This window comes from Rhodovastum atsumiense (assembly GCF_937425535.1).
GTDB lineage: Bacteria > Pseudomonadota > Alphaproteobacteria > Acetobacterales > Acetobacteraceae > Rhodovastum > Rhodovastum atsumiense.
Window position 1 is genome coordinate 3,037,224 of the sequence record NZ_OW485601.1, and the last position, 25,381, is coordinate 3,062,604.

Annotated in this window: 22 protein-coding genes; 8 read left to right on the top strand and 14 right to left on the bottom strand. The window is 70.5% G+C overall.

Translation table 11 applies throughout. From position 1 onward, the window contains the following. On the top strand, nucleotides 1-837 hold the full coding sequence (locus NBY65_RS13735) for a carbohydrate ABC transporter permease (RefSeq protein WP_150042002.1): 837 nt from the start codon (nucleotides 1-3) through the stop codon (nucleotides 835-837). A gap of 14 nt (nucleotides 838-851) precedes the next feature. On the opposite strand, the gene NBY65_RS13740 is transcribed toward NBY65_RS13735, so the two are convergent. The 5 genes from NBY65_RS13740 to NBY65_RS13760 form a co-directional block, all read right to left on the bottom strand. Continuing rightward, nucleotides 852-2,147: a bifunctional folylpolyglutamate synthase/dihydrofolate synthase gene (locus NBY65_RS13740; RefSeq protein WP_150042001.1), complete on the bottom strand. Its 1,296-nt coding sequence runs from the start codon at nucleotides 2,145-2,147 to the stop codon at nucleotides 852-854. A gap of 19 nt (nucleotides 2,148-2,166) precedes the next feature. Further along, nucleotides 2,167-3,081: an acetyl-CoA carboxylase, carboxyltransferase subunit beta gene (gene accD, locus NBY65_RS13745; RefSeq protein ID WP_150042000.1), complete on the bottom strand. Its 915-nt coding sequence runs from the start codon at nucleotides 3,079-3,081 to the stop codon at nucleotides 2,167-2,169. 67 nt (nucleotides 3,082-3,148) lie between these two features. Beyond that, nucleotides 3,149-3,979 (bottom strand): tryptophan synthase subunit alpha, encoded by an 831-nt coding sequence (trpA, locus tag NBY65_RS13750; RefSeq protein ID WP_150041999.1) that lies wholly within the window; start codon nucleotides 3,977-3,979, stop codon nucleotides 3,149-3,151. Next, nucleotides 3,976-5,199, bottom strand: coding sequence for a tryptophan synthase subunit beta (gene trpB / locus NBY65_RS13755; protein ID WP_150042061.1), 1,224 nt, complete (start codon nucleotides 5,197-5,199; stop codon nucleotides 3,976-3,978). The genes trpA and trpB overlap by 4 nt, the downstream gene beginning before the upstream one ends. A gap of 169 nt (nucleotides 5,200-5,368) precedes the next feature. Next, nucleotides 5,369-6,697 carry an MFS transporter gene (locus tag NBY65_RS13760; RefSeq protein ID WP_150041998.1) on the bottom strand — a complete coding sequence of 443 codons (1,329 nt, stop codon included), beginning with the start codon at nucleotides 6,695-6,697 and terminating at the stop codon, nucleotides 5,369-5,371. 96 nt (nucleotides 6,698-6,793) lie between these two features. Here NBY65_RS13760 and NBY65_RS13765 point away from each other — a divergent pair, with 96 nt between their 5' ends. Beyond that, nucleotides 6,794-6,997, top strand: coding sequence for a hypothetical protein (locus NBY65_RS13765; RefSeq protein ID WP_150041997.1), 204 nt, complete (start codon nucleotides 6,794-6,796; stop codon nucleotides 6,995-6,997). 24 nt (nucleotides 6,998-7,021) lie between these two features. Here the strand turns inward: NBY65_RS13765 and der are convergent, their stop codons facing one another. The 3 genes from der to NBY65_RS13780 are packed head-to-tail and all read right to left on the bottom strand — an operon-like array spanning nucleotide 7,022 to nucleotide 10,369. Continuing rightward, a complete protein-coding gene (gene der / locus NBY65_RS13770) occupies nucleotides 7,022-8,356 on the bottom strand; it encodes a ribosome biogenesis GTPase Der (protein WP_150041996.1) in 1,335 nt (444 codons plus the stop codon). A gap of 7 nt (nucleotides 8,357-8,363) precedes the next feature. Continuing rightward, on the bottom strand, nucleotides 8,364-9,707 hold the full coding sequence (locus NBY65_RS13775; RefSeq protein WP_162530639.1) for a PQQ-binding-like beta-propeller repeat protein: 1,344 nt from the start codon (nucleotides 9,705-9,707) through the stop codon (nucleotides 8,364-8,366). An 8-nt stretch (nucleotides 9,708-9,715) separates the two neighbouring features. Continuing rightward, complete coding sequence (locus tag NBY65_RS13780) at nucleotides 9,716-10,369, bottom strand: DUF2659 family protein (protein WP_150041994.1); 654 nt, start codon at nucleotides 10,367-10,369, stop codon at nucleotides 9,716-9,718. A gap of 105 nt (nucleotides 10,370-10,474) precedes the next feature. Between NBY65_RS13780 and NBY65_RS13785 the strand changes: the two genes are divergently transcribed. Further along, on the top strand, nucleotides 10,475-10,882 hold the full coding sequence (locus NBY65_RS13785; protein ID WP_150041993.1) for a hypothetical protein: 408 nt from the start codon (nucleotides 10,475-10,477) through the stop codon (nucleotides 10,880-10,882). Here the strand turns inward: NBY65_RS13785 and NBY65_RS13790 are convergent, their stop codons facing one another. From NBY65_RS13790 to asnB, 4 genes are all read right to left on the bottom strand, one after another. Continuing rightward, nucleotides 10,883-12,217: a dihydroorotase gene (locus NBY65_RS13790; protein ID WP_150041992.1), complete on the bottom strand. Its 1,335-nt coding sequence runs from the start codon at nucleotides 12,215-12,217 to the stop codon at nucleotides 10,883-10,885. Nucleotides 12,218-12,246: 29 nt separating this feature from the next. Beyond that, entirely contained in the window at nucleotides 12,247-12,513 is a 267-nt protein-coding gene (locus NBY65_RS13795) for a Txe/YoeB family addiction module toxin (RefSeq protein WP_150041991.1), read from the bottom strand. Continuing rightward, entirely contained in the window at nucleotides 12,510-12,782 is a 273-nt protein-coding gene (locus tag NBY65_RS13800; protein ID WP_150041990.1) for a type II toxin-antitoxin system Phd/YefM family antitoxin, read from the bottom strand. The genes NBY65_RS13795 and NBY65_RS13800 overlap by 4 nt, the downstream gene beginning before the upstream one ends. A gap of 62 nt (nucleotides 12,783-12,844) precedes the next feature. Then, the gene (gene asnB / locus NBY65_RS13805; protein ID WP_150041989.1) at nucleotides 12,845-14,611 is read right to left on the bottom strand and encodes an asparagine synthase (glutamine-hydrolyzing); all 1,767 of its coding nucleotides are present in this window, start codon (nucleotides 14,609-14,611) and stop codon (nucleotides 12,845-12,847) included. Nucleotides 14,612-14,713: 102 nt separating this feature from the next. Between asnB and ygfZ the strand changes: the two genes are divergently transcribed. Beyond that, nucleotides 14,714-15,532, top strand: a complete 819-nt coding sequence (gene ygfZ / locus NBY65_RS13810) for a CAF17-like 4Fe-4S cluster assembly/insertion protein YgfZ (protein ID WP_150041988.1) — start codon at nucleotides 14,714-14,716, stop codon at nucleotides 15,530-15,532. 60 nt (nucleotides 15,533-15,592) lie between these two features. On the opposite strand, the gene NBY65_RS13815 is transcribed toward ygfZ, so the two are convergent. Then, nucleotides 15,593-16,471, bottom strand: coding sequence for a DUF2076 domain-containing protein (locus NBY65_RS13815; protein ID WP_150041987.1), 879 nt, complete (start codon nucleotides 16,469-16,471; stop codon nucleotides 15,593-15,595). Between the two features lie 389 nt (nucleotides 16,472-16,860). Between NBY65_RS13815 and NBY65_RS13820 the strand changes: the two genes are divergently transcribed. The 4 genes from NBY65_RS13820 to NBY65_RS13835 all read left to right on the top strand — a co-directional run bounded on the left by NBY65_RS13820 (nucleotide 16,861) and on the right by NBY65_RS13835 (nucleotide 23,873). Continuing rightward, nucleotides 16,861-17,748: a glycine--tRNA ligase subunit alpha gene (locus tag NBY65_RS13820; RefSeq protein ID WP_150041986.1), complete on the top strand. Its 888-nt coding sequence runs from the start codon at nucleotides 16,861-16,863 to the stop codon at nucleotides 17,746-17,748. Nucleotides 17,749-17,803: 55 nt separating this feature from the next. Then, the gene (glyS, locus tag NBY65_RS13825; RefSeq protein ID WP_150041985.1) at nucleotides 17,804-19,852 is read left to right on the top strand and encodes a glycine--tRNA ligase subunit beta; all 2,049 of its coding nucleotides are present in this window, start codon (nucleotides 17,804-17,806) and stop codon (nucleotides 19,850-19,852) included. 19 nt (nucleotides 19,853-19,871) lie between these two features. Then, nucleotides 19,872-22,541, top strand: coding sequence for a pyruvate, phosphate dikinase (gene ppdK, locus NBY65_RS13830; protein WP_150041984.1), 2,670 nt, complete (start codon nucleotides 19,872-19,874; stop codon nucleotides 22,539-22,541). A 135-nt stretch (nucleotides 22,542-22,676) separates the two neighbouring features. After that, nucleotides 22,677-23,873, top strand: a complete 1,197-nt coding sequence (locus NBY65_RS13835; RefSeq protein ID WP_150041983.1) for an MFS transporter — start codon at nucleotides 22,677-22,679, stop codon at nucleotides 23,871-23,873. Nucleotides 23,874-24,228: 355 nt separating this feature from the next. Here the strand turns inward: NBY65_RS13835 and NBY65_RS13840 are convergent, their stop codons facing one another. Further along, nucleotides 24,229-25,221, bottom strand: a complete 993-nt coding sequence (locus tag NBY65_RS13840) for an IS4 family transposase (RefSeq protein ID WP_250265676.1) — start codon at nucleotides 25,219-25,221, stop codon at nucleotides 24,229-24,231. Between the last annotated feature and the right edge of the window lie 160 nt (nucleotides 25,222-25,381).

The following is a 25,381-nucleotide window of genomic DNA, read 5'->3' on the forward strand; positions in this document are numbered from 1 at the left end:
ATGGCGTATCGCCGGCGCTCCCGGCTGCGTGGCATCGGCTTCGCCCTGCTGCTCGCGGCGATCGTTCTCTACGCGGTGTTCCCGTTCTACTGGGCGGTGGTCTCTTCGTTGAAGGCCGGCTCCGACCTGTTCCGCGCCGATCTGCTGCCGTTGCACCCGGCCTGGGGCAACTACCTCGCCATCTTCCGCGAGCAGCCCTTCGGCCGGAACATCGTCAATTCGGTGGTGGTGGCGTTGTCGGTGGTGATGCTGTCGCTGGCGCTTTCGCTCGGCGCCGCCTTCGCGCTGGCGCGGGTGCGCTTCCGTGGCCGCGGCGTGCTGCTGCTGATCGTGCTGGGCGTGTCGATGTTTCCCAGCATCGCCGTGCTGGCGGGCATGTTCGAGCTGCTGCGGGCCTTCGGCCTGTACAACACCCTGGCCGGGCTGGTGTTCAGCTACATGCTGTTCACCCTGCCTTTCACCATCTGGGTGCTGACCACCTTCATGCGCGAGGTGCCGCGTGAACTGGAGGAAGCGGCGGTGATCGACGGCGCCACGCCGTTGCAGGTACTGCTGCGCGTGTTCCTGCCGGTGCTGGCGCCGGCCCTGGTCACCACCGGGCTGCTGGCCTTCATCACCGCCTGGAACGAATTCCTGTTCGCCCTGACCTTCACCCTCGACCGCGCCCGCACCGTTCCGGTCGCGATCGCGCAGATGACCGGCGCCAGCCAGTACGAGCTGCCCTGGGGCAACATCATGGCGGCCTCGGTGCTGGTCACCGTGCCGCTGATCGTGCTGGTGCTGGTGTTCCAGCGCCGCATCGTCGCTGGCCTGACCGCCGGCGCGGTCAAGGGATGAGGGGAAGGGCCGCGCTACGTGATCTCGGTCCCGTCGGCCTTCAGCACCTCGCCGGCAAGGTAGAGGCTGCCGCAGATCAGCACCCGCGCGGGCCGGTCCTTCGGGATGGCGGCGAGGGCGGCGGCGACGGTGGGGCCGGGATGGGCGACGCCGCCAGAGGCCGCGATCACGTCGGCGACCGGCATGGCCAGATGCTGGCCCGGCTCGGCCACTGCCCAGATGCCGGCGGCGCGCGGCAGCAGCGGACGCAGGAACTCGCCCGAATCCTTGCCCTGCTTCATGCCGACGATCAGGTGCACCGGGCGGTCGCCCCAGGTGTCGAGATGCTCGGCCAGGACCTGCCCGGCACCGGGATTGTGCCCGCCATCCAGCCATAGCTCCCAGCCCGGCGGCAGCGTCGCGGCGAGGCGCCCGGTCAGGCGCTGCAGCCGCGCCGGCCAGGAGACCGTGGCGAGGCCGCGGCCGATCGCCTCGGCGCCGAAGCCCAGCCCGGCAGCGCGGATGGCCGCCACGGCGATGCCGGCATTGTCGGCTTGGTGCGGGCCGGGCAGACCCGGCGGCGGCAGCTCGAGCGAGCCCGCCGCGTCGGCGTAGAGCAGTCCGGACGCGGTGCGGGCGATGCGCCAGTCGCGGTCGCGTTGCAGCAGGCGGGCGCCGGTGCGGGCGGCTTCCTGCCGCAGCACCTCCGCCGCTTCCGGCAGTTGCACCCCGGTGGCGACGGGCACGCCGGGCTTCATGATGCCGGCCTTCTCGCCGGCGATCTGGGCGATGGTGTCGCCGAGGAAGTCGCGGTGGTCGAACGAGATCGAGGTGATCGCCGCGGCGGCGGGGGGCGGGATCAGGTTGGTGGCGTCGTAGCGTCCGCCCAGTCCCACTTCCAGCACCACCAGCCCGGCGGGGACGCGGGAGAACAGCAGGAAGGCGGCGGCGGTGATCACCTCGAAGACGGTGATCGGCGCGCCGGCATTGCGGCGCTCCACCTCCTCGATGGCGGTGGCCAGGGTGTCGTCGTCGACGATGCGGCCGGCCAGCCGGATGCGCTCGTTGAAGCGCACCAGGTGCGGCGAGGTGAAGACGTGCACCGGCGTCCCCGCCGCCTCGGCGATGGCGCGCAGGAAGGCGCAGGTGCTGCCCTTGCCGTTGGTGCCGGCGACGTGGATCACCGGAGGCAGGCGCCGCTCGGGATGGTCAAGCTTGCCCAGCAGCGCTTCCAGCCGGCCGAGGCTGAGGTCGATCAGGCGCGGATGCAACGCGTGCAGCCGCGCCACGATCTCGGCGAAGCGGCCCTCCCGGGGCGGGTTGTCGCTCATGGCGTGGTGGCGGGACGGGTCAGGCGGCGGCCGGCTGCGCCGGTTGTGCCGGCGGCTCTTCCGGGCCTTCCAGCAGCGGCGGCAGTTCCTTCACCCGCAGCAGGCCGATCAGCCGTCCGAGCGTCAACGGCAGGTCCTGGCGCCTCACCACCATGTCGACGATGCCGTGGCTGTAGAGGTACTCGGCGCGCTGGAAGCCGTCGGGCAGCTTCTCGCGCACGGTCTGCTCGATCACGCGGGCGCCGGCGAAGCCGATCTCGGCGTTCGGTTCGGCGATGTGCACGTCCCCGAGCATGGTGAAGCTCGCGGTCACGCCGCCGGTGGTCGGGTCGGTCAGCACGGTGATGAAGGGCAGGCCGGCTTCCTTCACCATCTGCGCCGCGATCACGGTGCGCGGCATCTGCATCAGGCTGACCGCGCCTTCCATCATGCGCGCCCCGCCCGAGGCGGTGTAGATCACCAGCGCCGCTTCCTGCAGCACGGCGAGCTTCGCCGCCGCGACGATGCCTTCGCCGACCGCGGCGCCCATCGAGCCGCCGATGAACTCGAAGGCCATGGCCGCGACCACGGTCTTCTGGCCACCGACCAGCCCGTGCGCCACCGCGAGCGCGTCATCGAGCCCGGTCTTCTCGCGGGCGTCGCGCAGGCGGTCGGTGTAGCGCTTGCCGTCACGGAAGCGCAGCGGATCAAGCGGCACCTTGGGCAGCTCGATGCGGGTATAGGCGCCGCCGTCGAAGGTCCAGGCCAGCCGTTCCTCGGCCGAGGCCCGCAGGTGGTGGCCGCAATGGCTGCACACCTTCAGGTTCCGGGCCAGCTCCGTATGGTACAGCATCTGCTGGCAGGCGGGGCATTGCACCCAGAGATTGTCGGGCACCTCGCGGCGGCCGAGCAGGGTGCGGATCTTCGGGCGGACGTATTCGGTCAGCCAGCTCATAGTCTTCTCCTCGGGGGCGGGAACGATCCCGCCCCAGCCCCTTCCCGTGGGGAAGGGGGGTCTTCTGTCAGGCGGTTACCCGTGCGGACCGGACGCCCTCGGCAAGGTCGCGGACCTGGTCGAGCACGAGGCGGATGGCGTCGGGGCGGGGATGGCCCTTCTCGTCCAGGTGCCCCGCCAGGGTGTCGATCAGCGACGACGCCACCACGGCGGCGTCGGCGGCGCGCACCGCGGCGGCGGCCTGGGCGGGGCTGCGCACGCCGAAGCCGATGGCGATCGGCAGGTCGGTGTGGCGGCGGATGCGCGGGATCGCGGCGGCGAGTTCGTCGGCGCTGGCGGTGCGCGTGCCGGTGATGCCGGTGATGCTGACGTAGTAGACGAAGCCCGAGCTGCCGTGCAGCACCTTGGGCAGGCGTTCGTCGTCGGTGGTGGGGGCGATCAGGCGGATGATGTCCAGGCCGCGCGCCGCCGCGTGCGGGGCGAGCAGGTCGGCTTCCTCGCTCGGCAGGTCGACCACGATCAGCCCGTCCGCCCCGGCCGCCGCGGCGTCGGTGCAGAAGCTTTCCGTCCCGTAGGACAGGATCGGGTTGAGGTAGCCCATCAGCACGATGGGGGTGGTGTCGTCCTCGCGGCGGAACTCGCGCACCATCGCCAGGGTGTGCGCCATGTTGGCGCCGGCGCTGAGGGCGCGCTTGCCGGCGAGCTGGATGGTCGGGCCGTCGGCCATCGGGTCGGTGAAGGGGCAGCCGATCTCGATCAGGTCGGCGCCCGCCGCCGGCATGCCGCGCAGCAGCGCCATCGAAGTGGCGGGGTCGGGGTCCCAGGCTTCCAGGAAGGTGATGAGCGCGCCGCGCCCTTCCTTGCGGAGGGCCGCGAATTTGGCGGCGATGCGGCTCATAATTTCACTCCCAGATGCTCGGCGACGGCGAAGATGTCCTTGTCGCCGCGGCCGGAGAGACCCATCAGCACGATCTTGTCCGGGGAGAGGGTGGGGGCGAGCTTCATCACCTGCGCCAGGGCATGGGCCGGCTCCAGGGCCGGAATGATACCTTCGGTGCGGGTGCAGAGCTGGAACGCCTCCAGCGCTTCCGTGTCGGTGGCGGCGACGTATTCGACGCGGCCGATGTCGTGCAGCCAGGAATGTTCGGGGCCGATGCCGGGGTAGTCGAGGCCGGCGCTGATGCTGTGTGCCTCGATGATCTGGCCGTCGTCGTCCTGCAGCAGGTAGGTGCGGTTGCCGTGCAGCACGCCCGGCCGGCCGCCGGCGAGGCTCGCCGCGTGTTCGCCGGTTTCCACGCCGCGCCCGGCTGCCTCGACGCCGATCAGCCGGACGGTGGCGTCATCGAGGAAGGGGTGGAACAGGCCCATGGCGTTGGATCCGCCGCCGATCGCGGCGACGCAGACATCCGGCAGCCGGCCTTCGGCGGCCTGCATCTGGGCGCGGGCCTCGACGCCGATGATGTTCTGGAAGTCGCGGACCATGGCCGGGTAGGGGTGCGGGCCGGCGACCGTGCCGATCAGGTAGTAGGTGTCGCGGACATTGGCGACCCAGTCGCGCATCGCCTCGTTCATCGCGTCCTTGAGCGTGCCGGCGCCGGAGGTGACGGATTTCACCTCGGTGCCGAGCAGGCGCATGCGGAACACGTTGGGCTTTTGCCGTTCGACGTCGGTGGCGCCCATGTAGACGGTGCAGGGCAGGCCGAACAGGGCGCAGACGGTGGCGGTGGCGACGCCGTGCTGGCCGGCGCCGGTTTCGGCGATGATGCGGGTCTTGCCCATGCGGCGGGCCAGCAGGATCTGGCCCATCGTGTTGTTCACCTTGTGCGAGCCGGTGTGGTTCAGCTCTTCGCGCTTGAAGTAGATCTTCGCGCCGCCAAGGTGTTGGGTCAGGCGTTCGGCGAACCACAGCGGGCTGGGCCGGCCGACGTAATCCTTGAGGTAGCCGTCGAGTTCGCGCTGGAAGGACGGGTCGGCCTTGGCGGCCTCGTACGCCTGTTCGACTTCCAGGATCAGCGGCATCAGCGTTTCGGCGACGAAGCGCCCGCCGAATTCTCCGAACCTGCCGCGGCCGTCCGGGCCGTTTCGCAGGGAATTGGCGCCCCCGGGGGTGCCAGGCATCAAGGGATCGTCCAAGGTAGTCCTCCCGACCGACGCGGCGTCTTAGCGCAGGCCCGCGTCCGCGGGAAGGCAAGCCAGGATCTTCAGAAATGGGGTCCAGGGGCCTTGTGGCCCCTGGCAGGTCCAGGGCAGCGCCCTGGCGGGGGCGGGGCGGCGCCCCGCGCTTTGGTTATTCCGCCGCCGATGCCTGGTGCGGTGCCTTCTCCAGGTCCCGGTCATGCCCGAGTACCAGCACGATCATCATGGCCAGGATGGCGAGTCCGGCGATCAGCAGCAGCCCGCCGGCAAAGCTGCCGGTCGCGTCCCGGATCCACCCCATGGCGTAGGGGCCGGCGAAGCCGGAGAGGTTCCCCACCGAGTTGATCACGGCGATGCCGGCCGCGGCCGAGGTGCCGGAGAGCACGGCGGTTGGCAGGGTCCAGAACACCGGTAGCAGGGCGAACACGCCGCAGGAGCCAAGGGTAAAGGCGAGCACGGTCAGGATGGGATTCTGCGTCAGGGTGGAAGCGGCGATGCCCACGGCCGCGACCGCGAGGGCGACCGCGGCGTGTCCCTTGCGTTCGTGCCGTGCGTCGGAGCGGTGGCCGTACCAGACCATGCAGAGGGCGCTGACCGCGTAGGGGATCGCGACCACCCAGCCGGTCAGGGCGTTGGAAAGGCCGAAGGTCTTGATGATCTGGGGCAGCCAGAAGCCGACGCCGTAGAGCCCGGCGACCGCGCCGAAATAGACCAGCGCGAGCGCCCATACGCGGATATGCGTCATGGCTTCCCGCACCGAGAGATCGTGCACCGCCTCGCGCTGGCGCCGTTCCGCCTCCAGTCGCGTGGCCAGCCAGGCGCGTTCGTCCGGGGCGAGCCAGGCGGCATCGGCCGGCCGGTCGGTGAGGTAAAAATAGGTGACCACTGCCAGGATCACCGCCGGGGCCGCCTCGATCAGGAACAGCCATTGCCACCCTGCCAGCCCGGCGAGGCCGTGCAGGCCAAGGATCATCCCCGAGACCGGCGAGCCGATGGCCGATGAGATCGGGATCGCCGCCATGAACATGCCGATGATCCGCGCCCGGTACAGCGAGGGGAACCAGAGGGTGAGATAGAAGATGATGCCGGGGAAGAACCCCGCCTCGGCGGCGCCGAGCAGGATGCGCAGCAGGTAGAAGGCATATTCGTTGCCCAGCCCGGTGGCCGCGCCGATCTGCGGGATGAAGGCCATCATCCCGGAGAGGATGCCCCAGCTCACCATGATCCGGGCGATCCACCGGCGGGCCCCGAACCGGTCGAGGAACAGGTTGGAGGGCACCTCGAACAGGAAATAGGCCAGGAAGAACACGCCCGAGCCGAAGCCGAACATCGTCGCGGTCAGGCCGAGCTCCTGGTTCATGGTCAGCGCGGCGAAACCGACGTTCACCCGGTCGAGATAGGCGACGAAGTAGCAGAGCATCAGGAACGGGATCAGGCGCAGCGAGACCTTGCGGATCGTGCGTGCCTCGATGGGGGGCATGGGGACGCTCCTCTGGCGGCTTTTGGGCATTGCCCGCGAACCTGGATGGCGATGCCGCGTTGGCCGCAGTCTGCCACAACCGGAGAATCAAGACGCATGCGTCGCACTACGCTGACCGCCCTGACGGCCGTCCTGCTGGTCACTTTGATGCTGCCGCTGGCCGCCTGCCAGAGCGAAGGCCCGGCCGAACGGACCGGCAAGAGCCTCGACCAAGCCGGGCAGAACCTGCGTGACACGGTCGATCCGCCCTCCGGCCCCGCCGAGGCCGCAGGTCGGAAGCTCGACCGGACGTTCCAGTAACCGGGGCGGCGCCGGAAGCGCCGCTCAGGTTTCCGCGTAGGGGTTCTGGGTGCCGCGGAACTGCAGCCGGATTGGCGTTCCCGGCAGCTCGAAGCTCTCGCGCAGGCCGTTCACCAGGTAGCGCTGGTAGGCGTCCGGCGTCTGCTCGGCGCGGGTGCCGAACACCACGAAGGTGGGCGGGCGCGCCTTGGCCTGGGTGATGTAGCGCAGCTTCAGCCGCCGGCCGTCCACCAGCGGCGGCTGGTGGCGCTCCAGCGCCGCCTCGAACCAGCGGTTCAGGGCGCCGGTCGCGACACGCATGTTCCACACCGCATGCGCCTGCCGCACCGCCGGCAGCAGCTTGTCCACGCCGTGGCCGGTGAGCGCCGACATCGTCACCACCGGCAGCCCCTTCAACTGGGCGAGGCTGGTTTCCAGCCGGTCCGCCACCGCCTTGCGCGCGGCGGCGCGATCGGGGACGACGTCCCATTTGTTCAGCACCAGCACGCAGGCGCGGCCCTCGCGCTCGATCAGCCGGGCGATCTGCAGGTCCTGTTCGTGCAGGCCCTCGGTGCCGTCCACCGCCAGCACCACCACCTCGGCCATCTTCAGCGCCTCGATGGCGGCGGAGACCGACATCTTCTCCAGCGCCTGCTCGATGCGGGCGCGGCGGCGCAGCCCGGCGGTGTCGACCACCTCGACCACCTGGCCCTGCTCGTCGGTGATCAGCACGGCCACCGCGTCGCGGGTCAGCCCCGGCTCCGGGCCGGTGATCATGCGTTCCTCGCCGACCAACTGGTTCAGCAGGGTCGACTTGCCGGCATTGGGCCGGCCGACGATGGCGAGCTTCAGCGGGCGGTCGGCGTCGCCCTCGGCCGCGTCCTCGGCCGGCAGGCGGTCGGCGATCTCGCGCATCAGGTCGGCGAGGCCCTCGCCGTGCTCGGCCGAGACGGCGACCGGATCGCCGAGCCCGAGCGCGTAGGCTTCCAGCGCGGCATTGGCGCCGGCGCGGCCCTCGGCCTTGTTGACCACCAGCAGCACCGGCCGACCCTGCCGGCGCAGCCAGTCGGCGAAATGCGCGTCGGGAGGGGTGATGCCGGCGCGCGCGTCCACCACGAACAGCACCAGGTCCGCCCCGGAAACCGCGGTCGCGGAGGAGGCGCGCATCCGCCCGTACAGTGTCTCGGGCGCCGATTCCTCCAGGCCCGCGGTATCGACCAGGCGCACCCGCCGGCCGCGCAGCGTCGCCTCGGCCTCCTTGCGGTCGCGGGTCACGCCAGGGGTGTCGGCCACCAGCGCCGCGCGGCGCCCGGCCAGACGGTTGAACAGGGTGGACTTGCCGACATTCGGCCGTCCGGCGATCACCACGATGGGGAGCATAAGCCTCTTACCGCAGCGCGACGAGCGTCGCGTCCTGCGTTACCAAATACACCATGCCGCCGGCCACTGCCGGCGACACCGAAAGTGGCCCGGGCAATTCCTGGCGACCCAGCACCTCGCCGGTGATGGGATTGATCATCGCCAGGGTGCCGTCGCTGCCGCCGAGCAGCAGCCGGCCGCCGGCCAGCACCGGGCCGATCCAGCGGATCGGGTCCTCCTGTTTCTTTTCGTCCTCAAATCGGGGAAGCTGGGTGACCCAGGCGACGCGCCCTTCGCTGCGGGAGATCGCGGCGAGCTGGCCCTCGGTCCCCAGCAGGAACAGCCACTCGCCGGCCACCCAGAGCGTGTCGCCGGTGGCCACGTCGCGTTCCCACAGCCGCCGGCCGGTGCGCGGGTCGAGCGAGATGGTCAGCCCGCCGAGGCTGCCGGCATAGACCCGCCCGTCCGCCAGGGCCGGCAGGCCCCGGATCGCCGAGAGGTCGAGCATGCTGTTGCGCCCGCGCGCCGAGGCGAGGCTGTCGCTCCAGGCGACGGTGCCGGAGGTGGCGCGCAGCCCGACCAACTCGCCCGAGCCGAACCCGGCCACCACCACCCCGTCGGCATAGGCCGGGGCGGGCAGGCCGAGCACGCTGGTTTCCGGGGTGCGGGCCTGGTACGACCAGAGCTTGCGCCCGTCATCGGTGGCGAGCGCCAGCAGCTCGTCGTTCATGATGGCGACGAACAGGCGGCCCTCGGCGATGGTGGGGGCCGAGCGGACCGGGCGGTCGGTGGGCTTGCGCCAGCGGATCTTGCCGGTGGCGGCCTCGATGGCGAGGACCTCGGCGCGGCCCGTGCCGGCGTACAGCGTATCCCCATCCACGCCGATGCCGCCGCCGATATTGGTGCTGCGGTCCTCCGCGGGCTGGGTTTCCAGCCGCCAGAGCTGGCGGCCGGAGCCGGCGTCGTAGGCCGTCACCACGGCGTCGCTGTCCATGGTGAACACCCGGCCGGCTGCGATGACCGGCTGGGCGGTGATCTTGCGGCGGTAGCCGCCGCCCTCGCCGATGCCGGCGCGCCAGGCGGTGGCCAGCCGCTCGCCGGCCTGCAGGTGGCCCATGGCATGGGCGGGGGTGCCGCCGGCCTGTGGCCAGTCGGCATTGGCGAGCGGGGGCGGCAGCGTCACCTGGCCGGCGCGGGGATCGATCTCCAGGCCGCGGCGCGGGTTCATCACCGAGATGCGCTCGCCGGGCAGCTTCGGCTTGGTATCGCTGAAGAGGTCGTCGAACATGCTGCATCCGCCCAGCAATCCGACGGACATCAGCAGGGCGGCGCGGCGCGGGAGGCGCGCAGCGCCGGTGGGTCGGTCAGCCATGGTTCGCCTCATTCACCCAGCCGCGCCAGCAACCCGTTGGCCCGGCCGCGCACGCCGTCCGGCGCCGTCACGTCCTGGGCAAGCCGCTTGAGCGTGTCGCGGGCCGCGTCCTTGTTGCCCTGCCGGATGTCGAGCAGCGCCTGGACTTCTTCCGCGAGCGCGTGCCAGGGATTGTCGGGGGAAGCGAGGGGCTTCAGCCGGGCGGCCAGCGCGGCCGGATCGCCGGCGTCGATCTGGTGCAGCACCGATTGCAGCACGGCGAGGTCGCGCAGCAGCTTCTCGGCCCCCGAATCGTCGGCGACCTGGCGCCACAGATCCTCGGCGCCGGCGAGGTCGCCGGTATCGGCCTTCAGCGCCGCCTCGCGCAGCCGGGCGAGGGTGCGGTAGCCGGTGCCGCCATCGCGCACCACCTCGGCGAAATCGACCAGGGCCTGCTTGCGGGCCTCGCCCGGCGGGCCACCGGCGGCGTCGATGCCCCTGAGGAAGATGGTGGCGATGCGATCGGTTTCCCTGGCCTGATACCATTTCCAGGCCTGCCAGCCGCCCGCGCCCGCCACGACCAGGACGACGGCCACCACCAGCAACCCGCCATAGCGCTGCAGCAACCTGCGGGCGCGCTCGGCGCGGAGGTCCTCGTTCACTTCGTCGAAGATATCGGGCACGGCCGTTCCTCAAGCATCCGGGGCGGCGGACCATAGCGGCGCGACCTCGCCGGGGCAAACGGGGCGAACAAGGAAACGTTCATCTCTGTCGTGCAGGATCACGCCATGCGCGTGTTGCCGCCCTTGCCGCTTTCCGCCCTGCCCCTGCTGGCCCTGGCCCCGCTGGTCCTGGTCGGTTGCGGCGTTCCCTGGACCGAGCCCGCCGGGGCCTTCGTCGCCGCCGATGCGGCGACTATCCCGGTGCTGGGGCGGTCGATCGGCGACACCGTGGTGTCCGGCGTCAGTGGCCGGGACTGCTCGGTGGTGCGGCTGGACCAGGGGTTGAGCTATTGCCGCCCGCCCGAGCCGCCGCCGGATGTCCCGACCTTCTGCACCCGCAGCCTCGGCGTGGTGGATTGCTGGCGGAACCCGGAGGCGTTCGGCGGCCCGCCGCTGCGTGGGGTCGCCGACGGTCCGACCCGGCTCACGCCGGAGCAAGAAGCCCACCGCACACGGCGCTGGCCGGGGATCTGATTATCCGGCGAATCTCACCAGCCGGCCGCGCGGGGCGCCGAGCACCTCGTCCTCGCGCATCACCGGCATGCCGCGGATGATGGTGGCGACCGGCCAGCCCGTCACCTGCATGCCCGCGAAGGGTGTCCAGCCGCAGGGGCTGGCGATCCAGCTTTCCTCGATCCGCCGGGTCCGGCGCATGTCCACCAGGGTGAAATCGGCGTCGTAGCCGGCGGCCAGACGCCCCTTGCCGACGATGCCGTACACGCGTGCCGGCCCCGCGCACATCAGGTCCACCAGCCGCGGCAGCGACAGCCGCCCGGCATTGACGTGGTCCAGCATCACCGGCACCAGGGTCTGCACCCCGGTCAGGCCGGAATGGCATTCCGGCCAGGGCCGTTCCTTCGCCGCGCGCGGGTGCGGGGCGTGGTCGGAGCCGATGCAATCCACCGTGCCGTCGCGCAAGGCCGCCCAGGCGGCGGCGCGGTGGCGCTCGCCGCGGATCGGCGGGTTCATCACGCCATAGCCGCCGAGCCGCTCGTAGCAATCCGGGGCCACCTGCGTCAGGTGGTTCACCAGCACCTCGCAGGTGGCGACGTCACGGAAATCCTTGAGGTATTCCAGTTCCTGCGCGGTGGAGACGTGCAGGATATGCGCCGCCCGCCCGGTGCGCCGGGCCAGTGCCATCAGCCGCCGCGTGCCCAGGAAGGCGCATTCCTCGTCGCGCCATTCCATGTGAAAGGCATAGGGATCGCCGGATTTGAACTGCGGCTTGCGGGTCTGCAGCCGGGCCTCGTCCTCGCTGTGATAGGCGATGCGGCGGCGGCCGCTGCGCATGACCCGCTCGATGCCGGCGTCGTCGTCGACCAGCAGGTCGCCGGTGGAGGATCCGGCGAACACCTTCACCGCGCAGACGCCGCGACCGGTTTCCAGCTCGGCCAGGGCGGGGACGTTCGTCTTGGTGGCGCCGACATAGAAGCCGATGTCGCACCAGGCGACGCGCTCGGCGTAATCCTGCTTGACCGCGAGCGTGGTGGCGTCGACCAGCGCCGGCCTGGTGTTCGGCATGTCGAACACCGCCACCACCCCGCCAAGCACCGCGGCCTTCGTGCCGGTGGGCATGCTCTCGACGGCGGCGTTGGCCGCGTCGCCGGCGTCGCGCAGATGCACATGCGGGTCGATCAGCCCCGGCAGCACGTGCAGCCCGGTGGCGTCGATGGTCTCGGCGGCGGTGGCGTCCGTGCCGATGCCCAGGCCGGCGATGCGCCCGTCGCGGACGCCGACATCGGTCTGTTCCATGCCCCAGGGCAGCACGCAGGTGCCGCCGCGGATGATCAGGTCGTAATGCGCGGACATGGGGGCGGGGGCTCCTGCTGACGGTTCGGTTAATAGTGGTACCGGCACTGGACGATTTCGATGCGCTGTTCGGCGCCGGCCCCGGCAACGCGGTAGACGAGCCGATGCTCGCCGGTGATGCGGCGGGACCACCACCCCGATAGCGCGGCTTTCAGCGGTTCCGGTTTGCCGAGGCCGGTGAAAGGCCGCCGCCTTGTGTCCTCGATAAGGGCGTTGATCTTGTCGAGCACGGTCCGGTCGTGCTGGCACCAGTGCTGGTAATCCTCCCAGCCTTCCTCACTGAAATGGACCTTCAATCCCGTGGTCCGGTGGCGGGGATGATGTCCCGCTCCCGGGCGCCCCCGGCCTCGACGGAAGCGATGGACCGCAGCAGCCGCTGGGCATTGGCGGGGCTGCGGAGCAGGTGGACCGTCTCCATCCACCCCTCGAACTCTTCTTCCGACAGCAGCACCACGTTGCCCTTGCCGCCCTGCCGGGTGATCGTGATGGGCACGCGGCTTTCGATTGCCTCGTCCATGTAGCGGGACAGGTTCTGCCTCAGCTCGGTATAGGGCACATGGGGCATCTGCGTGTCTCCTCACGTACAGAAATCTGTACGTGAGGTCGGGCCATGTCAACCAGCTTCACTCAGCGGGAGGCGGCCAGCGTCTCGAACACGTCGCCGCCGGGCGACAGCCCCATGATGTGGGTGTGGTGCCACAGCGCGTAGAACAGCAGGTGCCAGGCCCCGACCGATTCGCGCTTGCCGGCGGCGCTGCGGAACAGGGCGCAGACCCGCGACGGCTCGGCGATCTCCGCCACGCCCGGCTGCGCCGCCACCAGCGGCCCGAGCCGGTCGCCGCGCGCCGCCATCCAGGCGCCGATCGGCACGGTGAAGCCCTGCTTGCGCGCGAAGGGCCGGGCCGCCGGGCAGTGCCGGGCCAGCCATTGCCGCAGCAACCACTTGCCCAGGCCCTGCCGGACTTTCAACTCGTCGGGCAGGCGGAACGCCGCCGCCGCCACGCCGGGATCGAGGAAGGGGGTGCGCCCCTCCACCGCATGCGCCATCAGGCAGCGGTCGAGCTTGAGCAGCAGGTCGTGCGGCAGCCAGTCGGCGATGTCGGTCGCCTGCGCCGCCGCGATGCGGGTGCGCCCGCCCGCCGCGGCCCCGGCTTCCGCCGCGGCGATGCCGTCGCGCCAGGCGGCGGGGCGGGTGCGCAGCACGTCCAGCCGGTCGAAGGTGCCGCGCGCGCGCATCACCCGCCCGCCGCGCCACCACGGCCGGGCGACGCTGCGATAGCGGCCATAGCCGGCGAAGATCTCGTCGCCGCCCTCGCCGGAGAGCACCACCTTGACGTCCTGCCGGGCCCGCCGCGCCAGGAACCAGGTAGGAATGATGGCGTAGTCGGCCGCCGGATCGTCCATGCAGGCAACGATCTCCGGCAGGTGGCGCCAGACTTCGGCCTCGCTCACCTCGATGCTCTCGTGGCGGGCGCCGAGCGCCTTCGCCACCTCGGCCGCCGGCGCGCGCTCGTCGGCGGCGCCGGGCACGTCGAAGCCGGCGGTGTAGGCCAGCACCGGCTGGTCGTTCAGCCGCGCCATCATGGTCAGGATGGCAGTGCTGTCGATGCCGCCGGAGAGGAACATGCCGTACGGCACGTCGCTGCGCTGGTGCAGGTCGACGCTTTCCTCCAGCGCCCGGTCGAGTCGCCGCAGCGCGGTGTCCTCGTCGATCTCCTCCGGCCCGCCTTCGGGCAAGGCCGCGATGCGCCGGCGCTCCAGCACGTGGCCATCGGCGCAGACCAGGGTTTCGCCGGGCAGCAAGCGGCGGATGCCCTCGAAGATCGTTTCGGATCCGGTGGTGAACTGCATCTGCAGCAGCTCGTCGCGTGCCGCCGGGCGCAGCCGCCGCGCCACCAGCCCCGCCTCCAGCAGGGCCCGCGGTTCGGAGGCGAAGGCCAGTCCGGCCGGTGTCTCGGCGGTATAGAGCGACTTGATGCCGAACGGGTCGCGCGACAGGCAGACCGTGCGCGCGGCGCGGTCGTGGATGGCGATCGCGTACATGCCGCGCAGGTGCCGGGCGAAGTCGGCGCCTTCGCGCAGGAACAGGTGCAGCGGCGGTTCGTTGTCGCTGTGGGTGGCGAAGCGCGTGTCCGGCAGCTCCGCCCGCAATTCCCGGTAATTATAGACCTCGCCGTTGCCGACCAGCGCCGCCGAGCCGGCGAACAGCGGCTGGTCGCCGCCGGCGAGGTCGATGATGGCCAGCCGCGTGTGCACCAGCGCGACCCGCCCGACCACGGCATGCCCCGATCCGTCGGGGCCACGATGCGCGAGCGCGCGGGCCAGCGTTTCCAGCACACCGGTCTGCGGTGCCGCCGCGTCAGGAAGGGCGAGGATGCCGGCGATGCCGCACATCAGGGGCGAATCCGGGCAGTGACAGGGGCCATGGCCCGAGCTGGATAGCACCCGCAAACCATTCTGTCTTGCCACGCTCCCGCCGCTTCCCATGTCCCTGCCATGACCCGTCTCGCGCATCTGTCCTCTCGCGGCGTGGTGGAAGTCGGCGGCGAGGACCGCGTGACCTTCCTCCAGGGCCTGGTTTCCAACGACGTGGCCCAGGCCGCGCCCGGCCGGGCGGTGTGGGCCGCCCTGCTGACGCCGCAAGGTAAGTGGCTTGCGGATTTCTTCATCCTCGACGACGGCACGCGGCTGCTGCTCGACTGCGTGCGCGCCCAGGTGCCGATGCTGCTGGCGCGACTGGCGCGCTTTCGGCTGCGCGCGCGGGTCGGCCTGCGCGATGCCTCGGAGGACCTGGCGGTGCACGTGGCCTGGGAGGGCAGGCCGTCGCTGCCGTCCGATGCGCTGATCGCCCCGGATCCCCGTCTGCCGGAGGCGGGCTGGCGCGTGCTGGCCCCCGCCCCGCTGCCGGGCGATGCCGGCGCGGCGGCGTGGGATGCGCACCGGCTTGCCCTGGGACTGCCCGAGGCCGACGACCTGGAAGCGGAGAAGACGGTATTGCTGGAGGCCGGCTTCGACGAACTGCAGGGCGTGTCCTGGAGCAAGGGCTGCTACATGGGCCAGGAGCTGACCGCGCGCACGAAATACCGCGGCCTGGTCAAGCGCCGGCTGGTGCCGGTGGCGGTGGAGGGCGCGCTGCCCGAGCCCGGCACGCCGGTGCTGCGGGACGGGGCGGAGGTCGGCGTCATGCGCAGTGGCCAGGGAATGGCCGGGCTGGCGCTGCTGCGGCTGGAGGCGCTCGGCGCTGGCTCCCTGACCTGTGGCCCGGCCCGGCTGACGCCGCGCCCGCCTGCCTGGATGACCCTGCCGGCCGCCTGAAACGCCACCGGCCCGGGGAGGGCCCCGGGCCGGCGTGTCAGTTCGTCAGGATGACGGGGATCAGGTCCACTCGTCGTCGCTGCCGGCGCCGTCCGACCAGCCGGAGTCATCGGCGCTGGCCTGGTCCCAGCTCTGGTCGGCGACCGGCTGGTCCCAGCCGGCCTGCTGGCCGCCGCTCGACCAGCCGGAGTTGTCGGCCACGCTCTTTTCCGCCCCGCCCGCGTCATACGGGTCGGTCGCCGGGGTGGCGGCGGTGGGGGTGCTCCAGGGGCTCGCGCCTTCCGCCGGCAGGAAGCCGCTGGCGGCCGAGGACGCGGCATGGGTCGCGGCACCGCTGCCGCCCGAGAACAGGTTCATCAGCGCATGGCCCGCGACCATGCCGCCGGCCACGCCCGCCGCGGTGGTCAGGGCGCTGCCGAGGAAGCCCGAGCCGCGCTGCTGGAACATGCCGGGATTATAGCCCGGCGGGTACTGCGGCTGCGGGGGCGGGGGCGCGTACTGCTGCTGATAGGGCTGCTGCGGTCCCTGAGGCCCCTGCGGCGGCGCCGAGCGGCCCCCGCCGAACAGGCCCGAGAAGAAGCCACGGGATTCCTGCGGCTGCTGGGGCTGGCCCCAGGGCGAGGCGGCCGGCTGCTGCTGCTGCTGGGCCTGCTGCGCCTGCTGGCGCGCCTGTTGCAGTTCCCATTCCAGGCGCTGGATGCGGTTCGAGGCCTCGACCAGGGCGTGTTCCTGCACGAAGGCCATCTGGGTGATGCGATAGCGGGCTTCGGGGCTGCGCTGGAACAGATCGGCGATCAGGGCGTCGGCCTCGCGGTCGACGGGGGGCAGCGGCGGGGTCGCCTGCTGTCCGCCGGCCCCGGCCGCGAACCCGCCGCCGGGCTGGGCGCCGCCGACCCGCTGGATGAAGCGGGTGATGAGGTCGCGTTCCTCGTTCGTCATTGGGTCTCTCCGAGACTCCTGGCTGTGTCCGGCTTCGGGATGAAGCTGTTTTCGTCCGGTCCGATGTGGGGCGTGGCCATTGCGCGTTCAAGTTAAACCCGCGACAGACGAGGGCGGGATTTCGTTGATTGCCGGGAAAATATCTGCCCTGTAACTCGTTGTCACTGGTCGCAACTTGCCGTAACCGACGCCCGTCTCGCATACTGGTCGGACGACGTCCCGCGGCGGTCCGTGCCGGCGCCGGGGCATCGTGGGTCAACGTCGCCGGCCCGGGCCGGGTTCGTCCCGTCCCGTCCGTGGCATGGCCGATGCGTTCGGGTATTCTTGTTACGATCGATCCCGGCCCCTATGGTGCCCCCCCTCACACGACCGCGTCAGCCGGCATACGGATGGAAACCAACACACACGCCCAGCCAGGTTCGGCCCCGCCGAGCTTCCAGGATCTGATTCTGCGACTGCACGCCTACTGGGCGCGACAGGGTTGCGTCATCCTGCAGCCCTACGACGTTGAAATGGGGGCCGGCACCTTTCACCCGGCGACCACGTTGCGCGCACTGGGCAAGCGCCCCTGGGCGGCCGCCTATGTGCAGCCCAGCCGTCGCCCTTCGGATGGTCGTTACGGTGAAAACCCGAATCGCCTGCAGCACTACTATCAATATCAGGTGATCATCAAGCCAAGCCCGGCAGATGCCCAGCAATTGCTGCTGGATAGCTACCGGGAAATCGGGCTCGATCCGCTGCGCCACGACTTCCGCTTTGTGGAGGATGACTGGGAAAGCCCGACGCTCGGGGCGTGGGGCCTGGGATGGGAAGTCTGGTGCGACGGCATGGAGGTCGGCCAGTTCACTTATTTCCAGCAGGTTGGCGGCATCCCGACCGACCTGCCGAGCTTCGAGATGACCTACGGGCTCGAACGCCTGGCCATGTACGTGCAGGACGTCGAGAACGTCTATGACCTCGACTTCAACGGCCGCGGCGTCAAATACGGCGACGTGTTCCTGCGGGCCGAGCGCGAATACAGCGCCCATAACTTCGAGTATGCGGATACGGCGATGCTGGCCCGGCATTTCGAGGATGCCGAGCGCGAATGCGCCGCCCTGCTGGCCCGGAAGGTGGCGCTGCCCGCCTATGACCAGTGCATCAAGGCGAGCCACCTGTTCAACCTGCTCGATGCCCGTGGCGTGATCAGCGTGGCCGAACGCGCCAGCTACATCGGCCGGGTGCGCGCCCTCGCCAAGGGCTGCTGCGAGACCTGGCTTGCCGGAGAGACGGCGTGACCGCGCCCAGGCATCCCGCCCAGATAACCGTCGAGCCGGCACGCAAGGATCAGTAATGCCCGAATTCTTCCTCGAGCTGCTGAGCGAGGAAATCCCCGCCCGCATGCAGGCCCGGGCGGCCGAGGATCTCGCCCGGCTCGTGGCCGAGGCGCTCGCGCCCCTCTCGCCCGCCGACATCGCCACCTTCCACGGCCCGCGTCGCCTGGCCATCGCCGCCTCGGTGGCGCGCGGCGTCGCCGAAAGCCGCAGCAGCGAGCGCGGCCCGCGCCGCAACGCCCCCGAACAGGCGCTTGCCGGCTTCCTGCGCAAGCACGGCGCCACGCGCGAGCAATTGCGCGAGGAAGGCGATTTCTGGGTGCTCGACCGGGTGGTGCCCGGCATCGTCGCCGCCGACCTGATCGCGCGCGAGCTGCCCGGGCTGCTGCGCCGCTTCCCCTGGCCGAAATCCATGCGCTGGGGCGGCACCAGCAGCTTCACCTGGGTGCGCCCGCTGCGGCGCATCCTGTGCATCCTCGACGGCGAGGTGGTGCCCTTCGACCTGCGCGAGGGCGAGGATGACGGCCATGGCCTGGTCAGCGGCAACCTGACGGAAGGCCACCGCTTCCTTTCCCCCGGCGCCTTCCCGGTGGCGTCCTGCGCCGAATGGCGCGACGCGCTGCGGGATCATCACGTCATCGTTGCGGCCGAGGAGCGTCGCCGGACGGTGTGGGAGGGCATCACCCGCCTGGCCGCCGCGCGCGACCTGGGCGTGGTCGAGGATGCCGGCCTGCTCGACGAGGTGGCCAACCTGCTGGAATGGCCGGTGCCGCTGCTCGGCGCCATCGATGCCGCCTACATGGACCTGCCGCCCGAGGTGATGCAGGTCTCCATGCGCGTCAACCAGCGCTATTTCGCGCTGCGTGACGGGCAGGGGGCGGCGGCGCCCTGCTTCGCCTTCGCCGCCAACGTCATCGCCAGCGACGGCGGACGCACCATCGTCGCCGGCAACGAGCGGGTGCTGCGCGCCCGCTTCGCCGATGCGCGGCATTTCTGGGACCTCGACCGCACCACCCGGCTGGACGCGCGGGTGGCAGCGCTCGACGGCATCACCTTCCACGCCAAGCTCGGCACCCAGGGGGCGCGGGTGCAACGGCTGGTGCGGCTGGCCGGGGTGATCGCCCCGCTGGTCGGCGCCGACCCCGCCCTGGCGCAGCGGGCGGCGCTGCTGTGCAAGGCCGACCTGACCACCGGCATGGTCGGCGAGTTCCCCGAGCTGCAGGGCGTGATGGGCCGCTACTACGCCCTGCACGACAATGAAGATCCGGCGGTCGCGGATGCCATCCGCGACCACTACGCGCCCAAGGGACCGAAGGATGCCGTCCCCGCGGCGCCGGTCGGCATCGCCGTGGCGCTGGCCGACAAGCTCGACACCCTTGCCGGATTCTTCGCGATCGGCGAGAAGCCGACCGGCTCGGGCGATCCTTACGCCTTGCGCCGGGCGGCGCTGGGCGTCATTCGTATTGTCCGCGAGCAGGGGCTGCGGCTGCGGCTTGGCGAGTTGATCGCCGCCGCCGGCGAAGGCCAGCCGGCTCCGGTCGATGTTGACGACCTGCTCGGTTTCCTCGCCGAGCGCCTGCGCGTACAATTGCGGGCCGAGGGCGCGCGTCACGACGTGCTTTCGGCGGTGCTCGGCACCGGGCTGGATGACGACCTGGTGCGGCTGCTTGCCCGCACCGATGCCGTCACCGCCCTGGTCGGCACCGAGACCGGTGGCAGCCTGCTCGCCGCCTGTCGCCGTGCCGCCAACATCCTGCGCATCGAAGAGCGCAAGGATGGCCCGCATGACGGCGCGGTGGACACGGCGTTGCTGACTGCCCCCGAGGAGCAGGCGCTCGCGTCCGCCCTCGATCGTGCCGACCCCGACGTGACTGCAGCCCTCGCCCGCGAAGATTTCACGCGGGCAATGGAATCGCTTGCCGGACTGCGCATCTCCGTCGACGCCTTCTTCGATAAGGTTACCGTCAACGATCCGCTGCCGGAATTACGCCGCAATCGTCTCCGACTGCTCTCCCGCATGCGCGCCGCCATGAATCGGGCGGCCGATTTTTCAAAGATTGAAGGTTGAACAGGAGGCCGAACCAGCCATGACCAAGTGGGTGTACAGCTTCGGCGCAGGCCGCAACGAGGGCCGCGCGGACATGCGCAACCTGCTCGGTGGAAAGGGGGCGAACCTCGCCGAGATGGCCAGCATCGGCCTGCCGGTGCCGCCCGGCTTCACCATCACCACCGAAGTCTGCACAGCGTTCTACGACAACAACCGCAACTACCCCGCCGAGCTCACCGACCAGGTCAAGGCCGGCCTGACCCATATCGAGCAGGCGGTCGGCCTGACCTTCGGCGACCGCCACCGGCCGCTGCTGGTGTCCGTGCGCTCCGGCGCGCGCGTCTCCATGCCGGGCATGATGGATACCGTGCTCAATCTCGGCCTGAACGACGCCACCGTCGAAGGGCTGTCGGAGATGTCCGGCGATCCCCGCTTCGCCTGGGATTCCTATCGCCGCTTCATCCAGATGTACGGCAGCGTCGTGCTCGGCGTCGATCATCACCGCTTCGAGGAGATCATCGAGGCGGCGAAGCATGATCGCGGCGTGGTGGAGGACACCGCGCTGACCGCCCAGGACTGGCACCGCGTGGTCGCCGGCTACAAGGACATGGTCGCCGCCGAGACCGGCAAGCCGTTCCCGATGGACCCGGCCGAGCAGCTCTGGGGCGCGATCGGTGCCGTGTTCGGGTCCTGGATGAACCCGCGCGCCAACACCTATCGCCGCCTGCACGACATCCCGGCCAACTGGGGCACCGCGGTGAACGTCCAGGCCATGGTGTTCGGCAACATGGGCAATGACTGCGCCACCGGCGTCTGCTTCACCCGCGACCCCTCGACCGGCGAGAACGTGTTCTACGGCGAGTACCTGGTGAACGCGCAGGGCGAGGACGTGGTCGCCGGCATCCGCACGCCGCAGCCGATGTCGCAGCTGCGCGCCAAGCCGGGCGAAGTGCCGATGGAAGAGGCCATGCCGCAGGCCTACCGTGAATTGCTGGATGTCCGCGCCACGCTTGAGCGCCACTACAAGGACATGCAGGACATCGAGTTCACGGTGCAGCGCAACAAGCTGTACATGCTGCAGACGCGCAACGGCAAGCGCACCGCGGCGGCGTCGCTGCGCATCGCCGTCGAGATGGCCAATGAGGGCCTGATCGACCGGCGCGAAGCGGTGCTGCGCGTCAACCCCGCCTCGCTCGACCAGCTCCTGCACCCGACCCTCGACCCGAAGGCGCACCGCACCCTGCTCTCCAAGGGCCTGCCGGCGAGCCCCGGCGCCGCCTGCGGCATCGTTGTGTTCAGCGCCGACGAGGCTGAAAGCCGCGCCCAGAAGGGCGAGGCGGTCATCCTGGTGCGCGTGGAAACCAGCCCCGAGGACATCCACGGCATGCATGCCGCCCGTGGCATCCTCACCACCCGCGGCGGCATGACCAGCCACGCCGCCGTGGTGGCACGCGGCATGGGCCGTCCCTGCGTGGCCGGCGCCGGCGGCATCTCGGTGGACTACGGCACCCAGACGCTGACGGCGGGCGGGCGTACCGTGAACGCGGGCGAGGTCATCACCCTCGATGGCGCCACCGGCGAGGTGTTCCTCGGCACCGTGCCGATGATCGAGCCGAAGCTTTCGGGCGATTTCGCCACGCTGATGCAGTGGGCCGACGGGTTCCGCCGCCTGAAGGTGCGCGCCAACGCCGAGACCCCGCTCGATGCCGAGACCGCGCGCAAGTTCGGCGCCGAGGGCATCGGCCTCTGTCGTACCGAGCACATGTTCTTCGATCCGGAGCGCATCGGCGCGGTCCGGCAGATGATCATGGCCGCCGACGAGTCCGGCCGTCGCGCCGCGCTGGCGAAGCTGCTGCCGTTCCAGCGCCAGGACTTCGTCGACCTGTTCCGCATCATGGCCGGCCTGCCGGTGACCATCCGCCTGCTCGACCCGCCGCTGCATGAATTCCTGCCGCACGGTGACGCCGAACTGGCCGAGGTTGCCCAGGCGCTGGGGACGGACACGGAAGCGATGCGCCGCCGCGCCATCGAGCTCGCGGAAGCCAACCCGATGCTCGGCCATCGCGGCTGCCGCCTCGGCGTGACCTTCCCCGAGATCTACGAGACCCAGGCCCGCGCCATCTTCGAGGGCGCGATCGCGGTCGCCAAGGAAACCGGCCACGCCCCGGTGCCCGAGGTGATGATCCCGCTGGTCGGCACCAAGCCTGAGCTCGACATCACCCGTGCCCAGGTCGAGCGCGTCGCCAAGGCGGTGTTCGCCGAGACCGGGGTGACGCTGGAGTACACGGTCGGCACCATGATCGAGCTGCCGCGCGCCGCCCTGATCGCCGACCGCATCGCCGAGGTCGCCGACTTCTTCAGCTTCGGCACCAACGACCTGACCCAGACCACCTTCGGCCTGTCGCGCGACGACGCCGGCAAGTTCCTGCCGACCTATGTCGAGCAGGGCATCCTGCCGAAGGATCCGTTCGTCTCGCTCGACATCGACGGCGTGGGCGCGCTGGTGCGCATCGCCGCCGAGAAGGGCCGCGGCACGAAGAAGGGCCTCAAGCTGGGTATCTGCGGCGAGCACGGCGGCGATCCGGCCTCGATCTTCTTCTGCGAGGAAGTCGGGCTCGACTACGTCTCCTGCAGCCCGTACCGCGTGCCGGTGGCGCGGCTGGCGGCGGCACAGGCGGCGCTGCACGGCGGCGGAGACCGCACCGCGTAAGCCACACTTCAGGACGGATGCGGCCGGTTTCCCCGGCCGCATCCTCCGCGCCGGCGCGACGCCTGCAGCCCATGGCGGGTTGACCTCCCGGTCCTCTCCCCGCCATCGTGGGTGCAACAGTCGGAAGGCCCGCGCATGCTCAGCCGCGACACCCGCGTCAACACCCTGATCGGCACCGGGCACTTCCTGTCGCATTTCTACGTGCTCTGCCTGCCGCCGATGTTCATCTACTGGCGGCCCGCCTTCGATGTCGGCTACGCCCAGCTCGGCCTCGCGGTCACGCTGATGTCGGGCATCACCGCGGTGCTGCAGACCCCGGTCGGCTTCCTGGTCGATCGCTACGGCGCCCGCCGCTTCCTGGTCGGCGGCACCCTGCTGATGACGCTGACCATCGCCGCCATGGGCTTCGCCACCGCCTACTGGCAGATCCTGGTGCTCGCCGCGCTGTCGGGGGTCGGCAACTCGGTCATCCATCCCGCCGACTACGCCATCCTGACCGGCTCGGTGTCCAAGGACCGCATGGGCAGCGCCTTCGGGCTGCACACCTTCAACGGCAACCTCGGCTTCGCCCTCGGCCCGCCGGTGATCATCGCGCTCGCCGAGGCGATCGGCTGGCGCGGCGCCCTGATGGTGGTGGGCCTGCTCGGCATCCCGCTGGTCGTCACCATCCTGCTGCAGAGCCGCTTCCTGGTCGACCAGGTGCGTCCGCACGACGACGCGCCCGCCATGTCCGGGCGGGAGCTGCTGCTCTCGCGCACCATGCTGCTGTTCTTCGGCTTCTTCATGCTCGGCTCGATGGCCGGGGCAGGGATCCAGGCCTGGATCATCACCATCCTGCACCAGACCCGCGGCATGGACCTCGCCCTCGCATCGACTGCGCTCACCGGCTACATGATCGGGGCGACCGGCGGCACCCTGATCGGCGGCTACGCGGCCGACCGGATCAAGCGCCATTTGACCTTCGCCGCCGTGCTCACCACCGTCTCGGCCGTGCTGGTGCTGGCGATCGCCGTCCTGCGCCTGCCCGACGCGGTGATCCTGGCGCTGCTGTTCGTCTCCGGCATTGCCCTCGGCGCCAGCCGCACGCCGCGTGACATCATGGTCAAGGACGCGGCGCCGCCAGGGCAGATCGGCAAGGTGTTCGGCTTCGTCTCGGCCGGGCTGCCGCTCGGCGCGGCGGTGACGCCGGCGCCGTTCGGGTTCCTGATCGACCAGGGCTACCCGATGGGCGTGCTGGTGCTGGTCTCCGTGCTGCTGATGCTGAGTATCCTGTGCGGCGGGACCGCACGGGCCCAGGCGCCCGTCAGGGCGGTGCCGGCGCCGGCAGAGTAAGCGAAGAAAGGCCAGGGCTCCGCCCTGGACCTGCCAAGGGCCACAAGGCCCTTGGATCCCATTCTCGCTGCGCGGCACAGAAAATCGGGTTCCAAGGGCCGATGGCCCTTGGTGGAGGTCCAGGAGGCGAAGCCTCCTGGCCGGGTTCGGGGCAGCGCCCCATAGGCGTTAGGATAGCGCCTGTGGGGCATAATTGACCTGCCTTTGTCGGCGTCGTGGGGGATCGGCGAGTTTGCGATGGACGCTGGCGGCGTTGGCGAGGAGCTTGAGCAGCCCGATGGCACCGAGCACGGCCTGGAGCAACGTGCGCAGGACCATTTTGGAGCTGCGCCACAAGGATGGGGCGGCGTTGGCTTCACTGAGGTCCTGAGGGGAAAAAGGCCAGGAAATCCCGGTTCACCGTGTCGCAGAGCAGCGCCAGGATGAGATGGGCATGGAGCCAAACCTGTCCGCCGGTCTGGGTGTGGGTTGGAAGGCGGTCGATGTGCAGCAGCGATTTGAGCCGCTTGAAGGCGAGTTCGATTTGCCAGCGCAGCGGGTAGGTGGTTAGCACTTCCGTGGCCGGGATCTCGCTGGGGAGGGTGGTGCCCAGGATGAGGAACTCCGCTGCGATGAGACTGCGGGGGTCGGGCGTGGTCTGCTGGCGGCTGGCTTTCTGTAACAAGCGCTTGCGATTGGCCGCGGCCTTTTCTGCGGGCAGGCGCAGCGCCACCACCCGCAACGGCAGCAGGGGGCGATCGCGGCCCGTCACAGCGTTGACGAGAACGCTGCCTACCTCGCCCGGCTGGGAAATCTGCTGCAGCAAGCGGATCAGGTCGAAGGGATCCCCTGTGTCATCGCGCAGGGGCAAGGTGTTCCAGCGCATGCGGACGATGAAATCGGCGCCCCCCTCGCCAGCCTGCTGCAGGTAGCGCGCCAGTTCGGGACCATTGCAGAAGCCACGATCGCCCAGACGGAGTTCACCCGGCACCGGAGCGCCTCGGCTGAACCGTTCGCCTTCCTTGGCATCGGTCAGTTCCAGATGCGTAAACCCGCCCGCGGCAAGGTCGTAGACCGCGTGCACCCGCCAATCGGTCCCCTTGCTGCCAGGTTGGCTGAGGCTGGTGCTGTCGACAATGCGCAGGTGTCGCCCGGCCCACAGCGGTGAGTGCGCCGACCGGCCGTGTTCCAGCTGAGACCTCACGATCGCCCGCAGAAAATCGACGGACTGATGCAACCGATCGTGCAGCGATGGGCCGCTCAGCTGGGCCACCCCCACCAACTCAGCCCAGGCCGCCGTCTCCTGGATCGACAGCCCCCCCGGACCGCGCGCCAGCGCCAACCGCAGCAAGCTCTCCGCATCCCGCATCCCGCACACCGCGCGGCCGGAGAAGCGCCTTCGTCTCACGCGCCAATCGCGACAGATCCAGATCGCGCGGCAACCGCGACCGAACCAAGGCCCAGTCATCCGCATGGGGAGATGCAAATGTCTGCATCTCCCTCATAAAATAAGCCAAACCCCTCAGCGC